This is a genomic window from Microbispora sp. CA-135349, from assembly GCF_050947365.1.
Lineage (GTDB): Bacteria > Actinomycetota > Actinomycetes > Streptosporangiales > Streptosporangiaceae > Microbispora.
This window is the reverse complement of sequence record NZ_CP192001.1, coordinates 6,342,215-6,357,745: the sequence shown is the minus strand read 5'-3', so window position 1 is coordinate 6,357,745 and position 15,531 is coordinate 6,342,215. Positions and strand designations below refer to the sequence as shown.

Here is a 15,531-nt window from a genome sequence, read left to right as displayed (position 1 = left end):
GTCGATGAACGTCCGGGCCGTGTGCGCAACCGCCCACACGGCCCGGACGCCCACAGTAGGCGACGGCGTCCTGCCCTCGGGTTCAGGACTGGTTGAACAGCGAAAGGGTCAAGGTGGAGTGGTACTCGCCGGCGGCGACGTCGACGGGGGTGCGCAGGGCGAGGTCGGCGTTCACCTTCGAGGTGCCGATCTCGTCGGAGGAGTTGGCGGTCGAGACCAGCAGCTCCTGGCCCTTCAGGCCCACCTCGGGGGCGCCGGTGCCGTCGGAGACGACACTGGAGACCGGCTCACCGGCCGACACCGCGCCGGTGGAGGAGTCGCTCAGCAGGCGCGGCTTCCACCCCAGGTATTCCGGGCCGATGGTCTTGGCCGGGTCGTCGGAGGCGACGAACTGGCTGGACTGGCCCACGACCGCCCAGAACTCACCGGCGGGGATCTCCTCGGGGTTGCGGGTGTCGGTCACCGTGACCGTCGGCAGGGTGCCGACGAACTGGCGGGCGGCGGCGTCGGAACCGTTCTCCTGCAGGGACACCCCGTTGTTGTCGGCGACCGTCATCGACAGCTGGCCGGGGGTGGTGGTGGGGGTGATGTTCACCGACACGTCGATGCCGCTGTTGGGGTTGTCGTCGGCCAGCGCCGGACTCGTCATGGCGGCGCCGACGAGCGTGACGCCAAGCACCGACGCGGCGAGCACCTGCGTGGTCCTGTTGATTCTCATGTGATCATTCGCTCCGTTTATGAGGGGCGGGGCCGGCCGGCTGTTCGGCCGGCCGGCCCCGGGTCGTGCTATGGCGATGTCCTCGTCGTGGGGACCGTGGTCACCGCCGGTGCGGTCAGCGGCAGCTGACCGCGGTTACACGGCTCAGCCGCAGCTGGCCGCGGTGTAGGCCGCGTCGTAGGACGAGGTGACCTGCTTGCCGCCGATCGTCGCGGTGCCGGTCACGGTGACCTTGCCGGCGTCGATCTGGGCGGTCCGGGTGTTGAAGGACTGGTAGGCCTGCTTGCCCGGAGCAACGTCGGCCACGGTCTTCTTGCCGAACGGGGTGTTCAGCTCGATCGTCGCCGGCACGTCGCCGTTGTTGACCGCCGTCACGGCGAGGTACACCGAGCTGCCGATGCAGCGCGGCGCGGCCGTCACGGTCAGCTTGACCTGCTGCGCGGGAGCCGCGGAGATCGTCAGCGAGAGCGTCTTGATCTCCTCGGTGTTCCCGGCCTTGTCGGTCGAGCGGTAGCGCAGCTCGTGCTTCCCGTCGCCCGAGACGGTCACCGGAGCGGTGTAGGCCGTCCAGTCGCCGCCGTCCAGCGAGTACTCGGTCTTGGCGACCCCGCTGCCGTTGGCCTCGTCGGCCGCCTTCAGCGTGACCGTGACCGGGCCGGTGAACGAGCCGCCATCCGGCTGCGCCGGGTCGGTCGTCGCCGTCGTCACCGGAGCGGTCTTGTCCTCGCTACCCGCCTTGACCAGCTTGAAGTAGTCGAACTTGACCGTCTTGGACGCGCCCTGGTTGGTGCCGATGGTGTAGACACCGACCTTCGACGCGTTCGCCACGGCGCTGTTCTTCACCGCGGTGACCGTGCCGTTGGTGGCCAGGTCGGTCCAGGTGGTGCCGTCGGAGGAGTAGGAGCCGGTGAAGCTGTCTCCCACCTTCTTCAGGCGCAGCCACCACACGCCGGTGGTGCGGTTGTTGACCTGCGGCTGCGGGTTCTGCACGGTGCCGCCGACCTCGCTGCGCAGCTCGATCGTCCTGGCCAGCGTCGCACCAGCGGCGTTGGTGGTCAGGAAGTCGAACTTCACGTAGTTGTCGTCGTCGCCGTAGACGATCAGGCCGCCCTGCTGGTACTGCTCGCTGAGGGCCGAACCGTCGACCTTGGTCTCCAGCGTCCAGTCACCGCTGGGCGCCTTCTGCAGGATGAAGTTCTTCGGGCCGCTGTTGCTGGTCCCGTAGATGTCACCCGTGGTGGTGTCGAGCTCCAGGTTGCCACCCGTCACACGCGCCGTCGTCGGGTCGGGACGAACGACGGAGTCCCAGCGGCAGTTGTCCAGCGAGGTGCCGTTGAAGTCGTCGTCCGGGTTCGGGCCGGTCGCCTTATCGTCCGGCGTGATGAAGAACCAGTCGAACGAGGCGTCCGTGACCGGGTGGTTGGCCCCGGCCAGCGAGATCAGGCCGATCTTCGGGTTGGTGATCCCGGCGAGCGGCTTGGTCTCCGACATCGCGGTGAAGTTGCTGCCGTCGGAGGAGTAGTGAGCGGTGATGTTGGTGCCGTCGCTGATGAACCGCACGTACACCGTGTCGGGGTAGCTGTCCCCGAGGTTGGCGGTGTTGCTCGCCGTGACCTCGTTGGGGGCGCCCTTGTCCTCACGGATGAACTGGAAGATGCGGCTGGCGTGGTTCGGCCCGGAGGTCGACCGGCCCTGCAGCACGATCTTGGCGTAGTTGTCGTCGTCGCCGTACAGGATCAGGCCCGCCTGCTGGTAGGCGTCGGTCGCCTTCAGCGTGAGCTTGGCCGTGGCCGTCCAGGCGCCCGAGGGAGCCGGCTGCACGACGATGTTCGGCGTGTTGTTGGTCGTCTGGTAGATGTCGGTGGTCGAGGTCGGGATGACCAGGTTGCCGCCGGTGACCTTCAGGTCCTGGTTCTCCCGGATGACCGACCAGCGGTTCCGGTCGAGCTGGTCGCCCAGGAAGTCGTCGCTACGGCCGGAGAAGCACACCGTGGCCGGCGCGTTCACCTTGATCGTGACCTTGGCGGTGGACGAGGAGCCCTTGGCGTCGGTCGCGGTCACCACGGCGGTGTAGTTGCCCGGAGCGTTGTAGGTGTAGCTGGCGTTCGCCGTCGTGGGCTGCGGAGCACCGTTCACTCCGAAGTCCCACTTGTAGGTGATCGCGTCACCCTCGGGGTCGGTGGCCGTCGACGTGAAGTCGACCTTCAGCGGAGCGATACCGGACACCGGCGTCGCCGTCGCGGTCACGACCGGACGCTCGTTCTCCGTGGCGCCCTTGCCGATGAAGTCGACCCAGTTGAAGTTGGCCAGGTAGGCGTCGTTGGCGGCGCTGGACGGCTTGCGGACCACGAAGTAGATCGGGCCGCTGGTCGTCGGAACGTTGTTCAGGTTGACCGTGACGTCCTTGAACGTGTTCCAGTCGCCGGTCGAGGTGATGTCCGCGGAGCCGACCAGAGTGCCGTTGTCGGGGTTGCCGACGCGGATCTGCACGGTGGCGCCGGGGCCGTTGGAGGAGGCCCGGAGCCGGATCGCGGAGATGTTGGTCAGGTTGACCGGGTCGTACGACCACCAGTCGCCGTCCTGCACGAACGCGACGTGCTGGGCGCCGCCCGCGGTGTCGGAGGTGTTCTCGGCCTGGACACCGGCGGCGTCCGTGCCGACCCCACCGGAAACCCGGCCGGTCTGGGTGAAGTGCTCGGCCTGCTTGCGCTTGGGCTGCAGGATGACCTGGCCGCGGCCGGTCAGCGACGGAGCGTCGCCGTTGCCCTTGTCGGCGTAGCTGGCCTCGATTACGTAGAACAGGTTGTCGGTCTCGCCGTGGCCGCCCAGCTGGGTCCGCAGGGTGCCCTCGCAGCCCTTGAGCTGGTCGAGCGGGTGGCCGTGGCTGTCATGGCCGAGGATGGCCTGGATCTGCACCTTGTCGCAGTCGATCGTGCCGTCCTCGGGGTCGGTGACGGTGACCTTGAACTTCACCTCGTCGCCGAAATCGAAGAACGCGCCGTTCGGCGGCACGTCCACCTTCACGGTGGGCCGGTTGTTGCCGGCGACGATGGCGACGGTGGCCGTCGCGGTCTCGCCCTCCGTGTTCTTGATGGTCAGGACCGCGCTGAACGCGCCGGCCTTGGTGTAGGTGAACGACGGGCTGGCCTCGGTGGAGTCGGTCTTGCCGTCACCGTCGAAGTCCCAGGCGTAGGTGAGCGCCTGGCCGTCCGGGTCGCGCGAGCCCTCGCTGGAGAACTGCACGGTCAGCGGGGCCGGGCCGTCGGTCTTGTCCGCCGAGGCGGCGGCGACCGGCAGCGGGTTGCCCTTGGTGTAGTTGATGCGGTAGATGCCCGAGTCGGCGTTGTCGCCGCCGAAGCCCGAACCCCACTCGATCAGGTACAGAGCGCCGTCCGGACCGAACTTCATGTCCATCGGCTTGAGGAACTTCAGCGTCGTCAGGATGCGGTTCATCTCGACGAGCTTGGTGCCGTCCTCGTTGAGCTGGAACGACCACATGGCGTTGTTGTTCCACTCACCGAACAGGGCCTTGCCGTCCCAGTACTCCGGCCACTTCACGTTCGACTTCAGGTTCGGGTCGAAGCGGTAGACCGGGCCGCCCATCGGCGCGCCGCCGCTGAGCTCGGGGAAGTTGTTGGCGTCCGCCTGGTAGTGGTACCAGACCGTGGCCGGGATCACCGGCGGCAGGTTGGTCAGGCCGGTGTTGTTCGGCGAGTCGTTGACCGGAGCCGAGCAGTTGAACGCCGACCCCGACTGCCGGGTGGCGAAGTTGTAGTCGATGAACGGGGTGTTGTTGCCGTTGCAGTACGGCCAGCCGTAGTTGCCCGCCTTGGTGATCAGGTTCCACTCGACCGTGTTCTGCGGACCGCGCGTCGCGCTGGCGGAGTTGGCGTCGGGGCCGTACTCACCCAGCATGATGTTGCCGGTCTTCGGGTCCAGACCGATCCGGAACGGGTTGCGGAAGCCCATGCCGTAGATCTCCGGCTTGGTCTTCGCGGTGCCCGGCGCGAACAGGTTGCCCGACGGGACGGTGTAGGTGCCGTCCGCCTCGGGGTGGATCCGCAGCAGCTTGCCGCTCAGGCTGTTGGTGTTGCCCGCGCTGCGCTGGGCGTCCCAGCTGGAACGGCCCGACTGCTCGTCGATCGGGGCGTACCCGTCGGAGGCGAAGGGGTTGGTGTTGTCGCCCGTGGCCAGCCAGAGGTTGCCGGTCTTGGGGTCGATCACCAGGCCGCCGCCGTGGTGGCAGCACTCGGCGCGCTGCACCGGAACGTCGAGGATCTTCTTCTCGCTGGACTTGTCCAGGGTGTCACCGGTGACCGTGAACCGGCTCAGCCGGTCGACGTTCTCCGACCCGTTGGGCGAGTAGTACAGGTAGATCCACTTGTTGGTGTCGAAGCCCGGGTCCAGCGCCATGCCGAGCAGACCGCTCTCGTTGGCGGTGAACACGTCCATGTGCGCGGCCGTGACCGTGCCGCCGGCGGGCTTGATGATCTTCACGTCGCCCAGGCGGTCGATGTAGAAGACCCGGCCGTCCTTGGCGACGTCCACCATCATCGGGTTCGACGTGTTGTCGTCGAGCGTGACCTTCTCGTAGCTGCCGCTGAGAGAGGCCGAGCAGTCGGCCTTCTCCGCGCCCGCGGCGGTCTTGATACCGCCGAGGAGCAGCTTCAGGAAGTTGGCCTCGCTGTAGTTCTCCTTCTGGTGACCCAGACCGGTGTACCACGAGCGGCCGCCGTCGTAGTCCTGACACCAGGTGTTCGGGTGGTCCGCCCCCATCGTGGCGCCGGTGTAGGACTTCTCGTCCATCGACGTCAGGACGTGGACCGTGCCACGCGGGTTCGTCTGGTAGTCGTACCACTCGTCGGTACGGGTCCAGGTGGTCGGCAGACCCTTGGTGGAAGGGTGCGCCGGGTCCTCGACCTTGACCGTGGCCTGCTGGATCGCCGGGTGCTGCTTGAAGTAGGCACCCACCAGCTTGCCGTACCAGGCCCAGTTGTATCCGCTGTCGGCGGCGGCGTGGACACCCACGTAGCCGCCGCCCTTCTGGATGTAACGCTGGAAGGCGTCCTTCTGGTCCTGCGTGCTCACCGGGTCACCGGTCGTGGACATGAAGACCACGGCCTGGTACTTCGCCAGGTTCGCGTCGGTGAACGCCGCGCTGTCCTCGGTCGTGTCGACCGCGAAGTTGTTCTCCTGGCCGAGCTTCTGCACGGCCGCGATGCCCTCGGGAATCGAGTCGTGCCGGAAGCCGGTCGTCTTGGAGAAGACCAGCACCTTGAAATCGGGCTCCGCGGCCGCAGTGGCGGCCTCGGCGCTCACCGGCGCCGAGAAGAGCGTGACGGTGGGAGCGAGGAGGGCAAAAGCCATCGTCGCCGCGGTCCGACGTCTCGGACGTCGTCCGCTGTTTGGCTGGGCCGCGTTGAGCGGCCAGGCCCACGTTCGAGAACGTGGTGTCATGGAAAACCCTTCCTGACCGGGGGGACGTCAGCAAGGCGCGCGCCGCCGCGCTGTTGCCACTTGGTTGTACGGATATTTGGGGTGCTGGAGGGTGCCGTCTCCAGGTCTGTGGGGGCCGTCAGTAAACTGCCGGCCTGGGTAATGAATCCATGATCGTGGTCGGGTCGTCGATGATCTGGTTCACCACCATGCTCGCGGCGCCGCGGGACGCGGCGCCGAAGCCGAGTGTGGACGCGACGAATCGGCACTGCGTGGCCGGGGCGGCCATCACGAGCCGCTGCAGCTGGTCCTGCGCGTGGGGCAGCAGCCACTCGGCCAGCGAGGCGAAGTAGCCTCCGATCACGATGACGCGGGGGTTGAACAGGTTGGCCACGATCGAGCCGCCGAGCCCGAGCCATTGGCCGACCTGTGCCACCGCCTGCATCATGCGCCGGTCGCCCGAGGCCAGCCCCCGGGCGATGTCGGCCACTCGCTCGCCGGGATCCGGAACCGGCATGCCGGGCAGTCCGTACGCCTGCTCGGGCATGGCCGCGCGCACGAGCGCGGCCAGCCCGACCTTGGTCTCCCAGCAGCCGATGCGGCCGCAGCCGCACTGGTCGCCGTTGGGGTCGACCCGCAGATGCCCGACCTCGCCGGAGAAGCCGTCCGCTCCGCGCAGCAGCTTGCCGCCGGAGATGATGCCGCCTCCCACGCCCACCTCGCCGGTGAGGTAGACGAGGTCGGGAGTGCCCGCGGCGACGCCGGAGGTGAACTCCGCCAACGCGGCGAGGTTGGCGTCGTTGTCCACCCGCACCGGGACACGCAGCGAGCCGAGCATCGCGGAAAGCTGTTCCGCCAGCGGCAGGTCCTGCCAGTAGAGGTTCGGCGCGAGCGTCACGACGCCGCGCGCCACGTCCACGAGGCCGGGGACGGCCACCACGATGCCCGCGGGGACGGCGCCGGCCCGCGCCATCGCCTTCACGGATTCCTTGGCCACGAGCCCGAGCCGGCGCACCGCGCTGTCCGGGCGGCTGCCCATCGTGTCGAAGACCACCCGGCGCTCGACCAGGACCCGGCCGCTGAGGTCGGTGCCGTGGACCGCGATGTAGTCGACGTTGATCTCCATGCCCAGGGCGCCGACGTGCGCGCCGTGCAACGCCACCGCCCGCCTGGGACGCCCGACGGCGCCCACGTGCTCGACGCCGAGCTCCCGCACCAGCCGCCGCTCGAGAAGCTCGGCCATGAGACTGGAGACGGTCGCCCGGTGCAGCCCGGTCGCGGTCGCGATGTCGGCGCGGGACAGCGACGCGTGGTCGCGCAGTTCGCGCAGCACCAACGCGAGGTTCGCCCGGCGCAGTGCGGCGGGACCCGCCGGCGGAGAGCCGCCTGAGGGACGGGTGAGGTGTGGCCCGTTGCTCACCTGCCTCACCTGCCCTTTGTTTGTCTCTGAGATCAATTAATCAGGGTTGTAACACGCGGATGTCCGGAAGTGCACCCCCGCGACGCGTAACGAGTTGGCATCGCTCGGTTCCGCCGCAGGTCAGCGCCAATTCGTGACCTGGTTATCGGAACGTTACGCAACATTCGTCCCGTATCCCCTTGTGCGTCACGTCCGTCACTGTCTTTAATTCGGCCAGCCATGCGAACTAATTGAGGAGAGGCGTGGACCACAGCAGGGCCGACGGCCGTACGACCGACTCGCCGAGTCGTGGTGCCTCCGCGGGTGTTCCCGCGGACCAGGCCACCGTGCGCCGTTCCAACCTTGCTCTGGTGCTGCGTCACGTCAATACGTACGGCCCGTGCTCCCGGTCCGCCGTCGCCGTCGCGACCGGGTTGAACAAGACCACCGTCACCAGCCTGGTGAGCGAACTGCAGGCGCGGGGACTGGTCAAGGAGACCGGGCCACAGCACGCCGGCTCCGTCGGCCGTCCGGGCGTCGCGCTCGTCCTGGACGGTTCACGGATCGGCGCCCTGGGCGTCGAGGTCAACGTCGACTACATCGCCGCCTTCGCCACCGACCTGGCCGGAAGGGTGCTCGCCGACCGGCGCATCGGCTTCGACGCCATGAGCTCCAGCCCGGAGCGCTCACTCGACGAGCTGGCCCGGATGATCGAAAGGACCGTCGCCGACCTCGACCAGCTCGGGGTCGCCGCGGCCGGGATCACCGTGGCCATTCCCGGCCTGATCGACACGACCACCGGCACCGTCGTCGTCGCCCCGAACCTCGGCTGGTGCGGGGTGGCGGTGGCCGAGCGGCTGTCCAAGGCGGACATCCGCGCGGACATCCCCATCGCCGTGGACAACGACGCCAACCTCGCCGCGCTGGCCGAGTTCACCTCGGGAGTGGCCGCGGGCACGCCCGACATGGTCTACCTCACCGGTGAGGTGGGCGTCGGCGGCGGCATCATCTCCGGCGGCCGGCTGCTGGGCGGCGCGGACGGGTTCGCCGGGGAGGTCGGCCACGTCATGGTCGACCCGTCCGGTGAGCGGTGCCGCTGCGGCCGGCTCGGCTGCTGGGAGACCAAGGTCGGACTGGCCGCGCTGGTGCGCATGGCCACGCCCGACCGCGCGTACGGCATGAGCCGGCAGGTCGTCCGCGACCCGGAGGAACGGCTGGCCGAGATCGAGCAGCGGCGGGCCGAAGGCGACCCCCGCGTCGACGCGGCCCTCGCGGAGGTGGGCCGGTGGCTCGGATTCGGAGCCGCCACGCTGGTCAACCTCTTCAACCCCAGGGTGATCGTGCTCGGCGGCTACTTCGCCAGGCTCGCCGACCGGCTCATCCCCGCGGCGCAGGAGGAACTGGTCCGCCTGAGCATCACCGGCGCCGCCGACCGCTGCCGGTTCGTCGCCTCCGACCTCGGCTTCGGCGCCGCCTCGCGCGGAGCGGCCGGCGTCGTCGTCGAACGGGCGCTGTCCGACCCCACGGCCATCGCGATCCGACATCCCAGCCATCGGGGCGCCTGAGGAACCCCGATGACCCATACGCCCCACTCGTGGTGGACCCGCGTGTCCGCCGCCCCGTCCCCGCGTACCGCTCACTCCGTCTGACCTTCCTTACTGTCCCCCGTCCACCAGACCTCCCGTCCGCCTGACCGCTGTGTCCTGGACCGCCGGCACCTCCCCGCCCATCCCGCGTGCCGCCGGCCATGGCACCCGCGGTCGGGCGGACGGGACACCACCGTGCTTGTTTCCCCCACAAGAACGTCCCGCCCGCCTGATCGGCTGTCCGAAACCGCGGCGACACCGTTGACGCCGACCTCGGTGCCACCGCGGTGGTGCCAACCCGGCGCCGTCAGGCGGGCGGGGCCACACGGCCGCACCCACAACCCCCAGGAGGCTTCTGTGCCGCGGTCATCATCCGACTCGGCGTCTCTCCTCGTGATGCGAGGGATCGTCAAGCAGTTCCCCGGCGTACGCGCGCTGGATGGCGTGGACCTTGAGGTCAAGGCCGGGGAGGTGCATTGCCTGCTCGGCCAGAACGGTGCCGGGAAGTCCACGTTGATCAAGATTTTGTCTGGTGCGCATGCGCCGGATGAGGGTGAGGTGTTGCTCGACGGCGCGCCGGTGCGGCTGGCTCCGCCGACCGCGGCGATGGGTCACGGGATCGCCACGATCTATCAGGAGTTGGACCTGGTGGATGGGCTGAGCGTGACGGAGAACATCTTCTTGGGCCATGAGATGGCGAGTTTCGGGTTTTCCCGGCGGGCTGAGGCTGATCGGGCGACGGGTGAGTTGCTCAAGCGGCTGGGGCATGGGGAGATCCGGCCGCGTACGGAGGTGGGCCGGTTGTCGCCGGCGCACAAGCAGATCGTGAGTATGGCCCGGGCGTTGTCGCATTCGGCGCGGTTGATCATCATGGATGAGCCGTCGGCGGCGCTGGCGCATGACGAGGTGGAGAACCTGTTCCGGGTGATCCGGGATCTGACCTCGCAGGGTGTGGCGGTGATTTACATCTCGCACCGGCTGGAGGAGATCCGGGAGATCGGTGACCGGGTGACGGTGTTGAAGGACGGGCGCACGGTCGCGGTGGGCCTTGCGGCCAAGGACACCCCGACGTCGCAGATCGTGGCGTTGATGACCGGGCGGAATGTGGAGTATGTGTTTCCGCCGCGGCCGGGCCGGGGTGCTCATGAGGGGCGCCGGGAGGTGCTGCGGGTGGAGAACCTGTCGGTGCCGGGCCGGGTGCGGGACGTCTCCTTCAGTATCCGGGCGGGGGAGATCCTGGGGTTGGCCGGGTTGGTCGGGTCGGGGCGTAGCGAGATCATCGAGGCGATCTACGGGGCGCGGCGCTGCGGTGGGAAGGTCGTGCTGGACGGGCAGACGGTGCGGCCGGGCAGTACGACGCGGGCGGTGCGGATGGGCATGGGCTTGGCGCCGGAGGAGCGTAAGGCGCAGGCGTTGCTGCTGGATCATCCGGTCGCGCAGAACATCACGCTGGCGAGCCTGAGCCGCTATACCCGGCCGCGGTGGCTGGGGTGGCTGGATCGCAAGACCGAGTTCGCCGAGGCCAAGCGGTTGTCGGAGGCGTTGGACATTCGTCCGCCGGATCCGCGCCGGGCGATTCGGACGTTGTCGGGTGGTAACCAGCAAAAGGCGGTGCTGGGGCGGTGGCTGGCCGAGGACCGCAAGTTGTTGTTGCTGGATGAGCCGACCCGCGGTGTGGATGTCGGGGCGCGGGCGGAGTTGTATGCGCTGGTGCGCAAGCTGGCCGATGACGGTATCGGGGTGCTGCTGGTGTCCAGTGAGGTGCCCGAGGTGCTGGGGCTGGCCGATCGTGTGCTGGTGATTCGTGAGGGCCGGGTCGTTCATGAGGCGCCGGCCGAGGACCTGGACGAGCATCGGGTGCTCGATTTGGTGATGGTCTCGCAGGAGGCCTCCGGGTCTGATGTTGCAAATCCCCCCTCCGAAGGAGCGTTGCATGACTGAGGTCGATCAGGCCGCGCCGGCCGGTCCGGCCGGATCGGGTGTGAAGGTGCCCGGTGCCGGTGGCCGGTTGGGGCGGCTGGGTGAGGTCCGGCATCTGGGTCTGGTCGCGGCGCTGGTGCTGCTGGCGATCGTGGGCTTGGTGACCCGGCCGGAGAATTTCGCCACGTCGTCGAATCTGGTCAGTATTTTGGCGCTGGCCTCGACCATCGGGGTGATCACGGTTGGTCAGACCTTCGTGATCATCGGTGGTGGTATCGATTTGTCGGTCGGGGCGTTGATGGCGCTGGCGTCGGTGTGGGCGACCACGCTGGCGACGCAGGCGTACGGGCCGGTCGTGATGATCGTGTGTGCGGTGCTGGTGGGCACCGGCGCGGGGTTGCTGAACGGCTTTTTGATCTCTTATGGGCGGATGGTTCCGTTCATCGCGACGCTGGCGATGATGGTGGCCGCCCGGGGTCTGGCGCAGCGGATGTCGAATCAGCGGACGCAGTTGGTGCAGCCGGACAATTCGCTGATCGTGGATCTGTCGACGACGCGGGTGCTGGGGCTGCCGCTGCTGGTGTACATCTTCGCGCTGGTGGTGCTGATCGGCTGGATCGTGCTGAACCGGACGACGTTCGGGCGGCGTACGTATGCGGTCGGGGGTAATCCGGAGGCGGCGCGTCTGGCCGGTATCGATGTGCGTAAGCACACGTTGATGTTGTACGCGTTGTCGGGTCTGTGCTGTGGGATCGCCGCGGTGTTGATCATGGCGCGGACCACGACGGGGTCCTCCACGCATGGTGATCTGTATGAGCTGGACGCGATCGCGGCGGTCATCATCGGCGGGACGTTGCTCAGCGGCGGCCGGGGCACGATCATGGGGTCGATCCTCGGTCTGCTGATCTTCACGGTCATCACCAACCTGTTCATCCTGAACGGCCTGAACACCGCCGACCAGTTGGTGGCCAAGGGCCTGATCATCGTCGTCGCCGTGCTCCTGCAGCGCCGCGGCCTCAAAACACATACCTGACCCCGAAATCGATCACCTGTACCCCCAAGGGAGAACTCATATGAGCAACAACCCCGGCCGCCGCGGCTTCCTTCTCGGCGGAGCCGTCATCGGGGCGGGCGCCCTCATCACCGCCTGCACCAGCAACGAGCCGGCCGCGCAGGCCAGCGCGTCGGCGGCCGCCCCGGCGGCCGCGGCCACGGGCGGCAACGACGCCCCGGGTGAGAAGGTCGTCATCGGCTTCTCGGCCCCGGCGGCCGACCACGGCTGGATCGCCGCGATCAGCAAGAACGCCGCGGACGCGGCCAAGCAGTACTCCGATGTGGAGCTGAAGGCGGTCGAGCCGACCAACGACATCAACCAGCAGATCTCCGCGGTGGAGTCGCTGATCCAGGCCAAGGTCAACGTGCTGGTGATCCTGCCCAACGACGGCCAGCAGCTGAACCAGGTCGCCCGGCAGGCCATGGACGCGGGCATCCCGGTGGTCAACGTCGACCGTGTCTTCCCCGACAAGCTGTCGTACCGGACCTGGATCGGCGGCGACAACTACGGCATGGGCGTGGCCGCGGGCCACTTCATCGGCAAGAGGCTGAAGGACAAGGGCGTGGCCGACCCGGTCATCCTGGAGATCCAGGGCATCGCCACGCTGCCGCTGACCCAGGACCGCAGCAAGGGCTTCGAGGACGCGCTGAAGACCTACGGGTTCAAGGTGACGGCGAAGCAGGACGCCAAGTTCACGGTGGAGTCGGGCACGCAGGTGGCCAGCAACCTGCTCCAGGCGCACAAGAAGATCGACGCGATCTGGAACCACGACGACGACCAGGGCATCGGCGTGATGGCCGCGATCAAGGAGGCCGGTCGCGACGAGTTCTTCATGGTCGGCGGTGCCGGTTCGGCCAACGCGATGCGTGACATCCAGGCCGACAACGGCGTGCTGAAGGCCACGGTCACCTACCCCGCGACCATGGCGGCCTCGGCGATCAGGATCGCCCGGCTCATCGCCCAGGGCAAGGGCATGAGCGACCTGCTGGAGCAGCAGGTGCCGCAGTCCATCACGCTGACCTCGGAGACCGTCAGCAAGGACAATGTGGACAAGTATCTGCCGTCCGGCTTCGAGTCGTGACGTCTGTCATCGGGATCGGCATGGTCGGGTACGCGTTCATGGGCCGTACCCACTCCCAGGCATGGCGCAGTGTGAACGCGTTCTTCGACCTGCCGATCAAACCCGCGATGGTGGCCGTGGCGGGCAGGTCCGCCGAGGCCACCGCGCAGGCCGCGGAGACGCTCGGCTGGGCGCACGCGGAGACCGACTGGAAGCGGCTCCTCGAGCGTGACGACGTGCAGGTGATCGACATCTGCACGCCGGGCGACAGCCACGCCGAGATCGCCATCGCGGCGCTGGAGGCGGGCAAGCACGTCATCTGCGAGAAGCCGCTGGCCAACACCGTGGCCGAGGCCGAGGCCATGGCCGCCGCCGCCCGCGCGGCGGCGGCGCGCGGGGTGCGCAGCATGGTCGCCTTCAACTACCGCCGCGTGCCCGCCATCGCGCTGGCCCGGCGGTTCGTCGAAGAGGGCAGGCTCGGGGAGATCCGGCACGTGCGGGCGCAGTACCTGCAGGACTGGATCGTCGACCCGGAGTTCCCGCTGGTCTGGCGGCTGCAGAAGGACAAGGCCGGGTCCGGGGCCCTCGGTGACATCGGCGCCCACATCATCGACACCGCACAGTTCATCGTCGGTGAACGGCTCGTCGGGGTCTCGGCGCTGACCGAGACCTTCGTCAAGGAGCGCCCCCTGGCCACCAACTCGGCCGGGCTCTCGGCCGGTGGCGGCACCGGGAGGGGCACGGTCACCGTCGACGACGCCGCGCTGTTCATCGGCCGGCTCAGCGGCGGCGGCCTGGCGTCGTTCGAGGCCACCCGGTTCGCCGGCGGCCGCAAGAACGCGCTGCGCATCGAGGTCAACGGCTCGCTGGGCAGCCTGTCCTTCGACTTCGAGGCGATGAACGAGCTGTGGTTCCACGACCACACCATCCCCAGCGGTGAGCACGGGTTCCGGCGGGTGCAGGTCACCGAGCCGGACCACCCGTACGCCGGGGCCTGGTGGCCGCCGGGTCACGGCCTCGGGTACGAGCACACCTTCACCCATGAGGTGAAGGACTTCATCGAGGCGGTGGCCGCCGGCACCGACCCCACACCGTCCTTCGAGGACGGGCTGCGGGTGCAGCGGGTGCTGGAGGCCGTCGAGCAGAGCGCGGCTGAGGGCAGCCGCTTCACGGATGTGGAGGATTCATGACCAGGCCCATCACGTTGTTCACGGGGCAGTGGGCGGACCTGCCGTTCGAGGAGGTCTGCCGGCTGGCCTCGGAATGGGGCTACGACGGCCTGGAGCTCGCCTGCTGGGGCGACCACTTCGAGGTCGACAAGGCGCTCGCGGACGACTCCTACATCGAACGCAAGAAGGAGACCCTGGCCAAGTACAACCTGGGGGTATGGACGATCTCCAACCACCTGGTCGGCCAGGCCGTGTGCGACCACCCCATCGACGAACGCCACAAGGGCATCCTGCCCGCCCGCATCTGGGGCGACGGCGAACCCGAAGGCGTCCGCCGGCGCGCCGCCGAGGAAATCAAGAACACCGCCCGCGCGGCCGCCAAACTCGGCGTCAAGACCGTCGTCGGATTCACCGGCTCCTCCATCTGGCACACCCTGGCGATGTTCCCGCCCGTGCCGCCGTCGATGATCGAAGCCGGCTACCAGGACTTCGCCGACCGCTTCAACCCCATCCTCGACGTCTTCGACGAGGTCGGCGTGCGCTTCGCCCACGAGGTGCACCCCAGCGAGATCGCCTACGACTACCACACCACCGTGCGGACCCTCGAGGCCATCGGCAACCGCCCCGCCTTCGGCCTCAACTGGGACCCCTCCCACATGGTGTGGCAGGGCCTTGACCCGGCGAACTTCATCCTCGACTTCGCCGACAAGATCTACCACGTCGACTGCAAGGACGCCCGGGTCGCCACCCCCGACGGCCGCCGCGGCCGCCTGGCCTCCCACCTGGCCTGGGCCGACCCCCGCCGCGGCTGGGACTTCGTGTCCACCGGCCGGGGCGACGTCCCCTGGGAGGAGTGCTTCCGCGCACTCAACCACATCGGCTACGACGGCCCGATCTCCATCGAGTGGGAGGACGCGGGCATGGACCGGCTGCACGGCGCACCCGAATCCCTCGCCTACATCCGCTCGCTCAACGCCATCACCCCGCCGGAGGCCGCCTTCGACGCCGCCTTCTCCTCCGAGAGCTGACCTCTCTCCCCAGCTCACGTGAGCCTTTCCGGCTCACGTGAGCCTTCCCAGCTCACGTGAGCCCAGCTCGCGTGAGGCCGGGAGTGTCCCGCGGGTTCCGCCGTAGCGGTCGCAGCGGGCACAAGAGTCGACAGACACGACAGGGCCGGGCGCTCCACCAG

9 protein-coding genes are annotated in these 15,531 nt (G+C 68.5%); 6 read left to right on the top strand and 3 right to left on the bottom strand.

Features of this window, described 5'->3' with window-relative positions; all coding sequences use genetic code 11:
* Positions 1-82 precede the first annotated feature (82 nt).
* From ACQPZZ_RS29200 to ACQPZZ_RS29190, 3 genes are all read right to left on the bottom strand, one after another.
* Positions 83-718 (bottom strand): hypothetical protein, encoded by a 636-nt coding sequence (locus ACQPZZ_RS29200; RefSeq protein WP_432924322.1) that lies wholly within the window; start codon positions 716-718, stop codon positions 83-85.
* 144 nt (positions 719-862) lie between these two features.
* The gene (locus tag ACQPZZ_RS29195) at positions 863-6,085 is read right to left on the bottom strand and encodes a ThuA domain-containing protein (RefSeq protein WP_432924320.1); all 5,223 of its coding nucleotides are present in this window, start codon (positions 6,083-6,085) and stop codon (positions 863-865) included.
* Positions 6,086-6,293: 208 nt separating this feature from the next.
* Positions 6,294-7,574, bottom strand: a complete 1,281-nt coding sequence (locus ACQPZZ_RS29190) for an ROK family transcriptional regulator (protein ID WP_363648182.1) — start codon at positions 7,572-7,574, stop codon at positions 6,294-6,296.
* A 242-nt stretch (positions 7,575-7,816) separates the two neighbouring features.
* On the opposite strand from ACQPZZ_RS29190, the gene ACQPZZ_RS29185 reads away from it, so the two are divergent.
* From ACQPZZ_RS29185 to ACQPZZ_RS29160, 6 genes are all read left to right on the top strand, one after another.
* Positions 7,817-9,118, top strand: a complete 1,302-nt coding sequence (locus ACQPZZ_RS29185; RefSeq protein ID WP_432924318.1) for an ROK family protein — start codon at positions 7,817-7,819, stop codon at positions 9,116-9,118.
* A gap of 417 nt (positions 9,119-9,535) precedes the next feature.
* Positions 9,536-11,080, top strand: a complete 1,545-nt coding sequence (locus ACQPZZ_RS29180; RefSeq protein ID WP_432924316.1) for a sugar ABC transporter ATP-binding protein — start codon at positions 9,536-9,538, stop codon at positions 11,078-11,080.
* Complete coding sequence (locus tag ACQPZZ_RS29175; protein ID WP_432924314.1) at positions 11,073-12,092, top strand: ABC transporter permease; 1,020 nt, start codon at positions 11,073-11,075, stop codon at positions 12,090-12,092. The genes ACQPZZ_RS29180 and ACQPZZ_RS29175 overlap by 8 nt, the downstream gene beginning before the upstream one ends.
* Before the next feature lie 40 nt (positions 12,093-12,132).
* Positions 12,133-13,194, top strand: a complete 1,062-nt coding sequence (locus ACQPZZ_RS29170; protein WP_432924312.1) for an ABC transporter substrate-binding protein — start codon at positions 12,133-12,135, stop codon at positions 13,192-13,194.
* Positions 13,191-14,363, top strand: coding sequence for a Gfo/Idh/MocA family protein (locus ACQPZZ_RS29165; protein WP_432924310.1), 1,173 nt, complete (start codon positions 13,191-13,193; stop codon positions 14,361-14,363). Before ACQPZZ_RS29170 ends, ACQPZZ_RS29165 begins: the two co-directional genes overlap by 4 nt.
* Positions 14,360-15,370: a sugar phosphate isomerase/epimerase family protein gene (locus ACQPZZ_RS29160; RefSeq protein ID WP_432924308.1), complete on the top strand. Its 1,011-nt coding sequence runs from the start codon at positions 14,360-14,362 to the stop codon at positions 15,368-15,370. The genes ACQPZZ_RS29165 and ACQPZZ_RS29160 overlap by 4 nt, the downstream gene beginning before the upstream one ends.
* Positions 15,371-15,531: the final 161 nt, after the last annotated feature.

Bases quoted from the DNA above. Each gene is read 5' to 3' on its own strand.
- ACQPZZ_RS29200 (WP_432924322.1), bottom strand. From the start codon at position 718: ATGAGAATCAACAGGACCACGCAGGTGCTCGCCGCGTCGGTGCTTGGC.
- ACQPZZ_RS29195 (WP_432924320.1), bottom strand. From the start codon at position 6,085: ATGGCTTTTGCCCTCCTCGCTCCCACCGTCACGCTCTTCTCGGCGCCG.
- ACQPZZ_RS29180 (WP_432924316.1), top strand. From the start codon at position 9,536: ATGCGAGGGATCGTCAAGCAGTTCCCCGGCGTACGCGCGCTGGATGGC.
- ACQPZZ_RS29175 (WP_432924314.1), top strand. From the start codon at position 11,073: ATGACTGAGGTCGATCAGGCCGCGCCGGCCGGTCCGGCCGGATCGGGT.
- ACQPZZ_RS29170 (WP_432924312.1), top strand. From the start codon at position 12,133: ATGAGCAACAACCCCGGCCGCCGCGGCTTCCTTCTCGGCGGAGCCGTC.
- ACQPZZ_RS29160 (WP_432924308.1), top strand. From the start codon at position 14,360: ATGACCAGGCCCATCACGTTGTTCACGGGGCAGTGGGCGGACCTGCCG.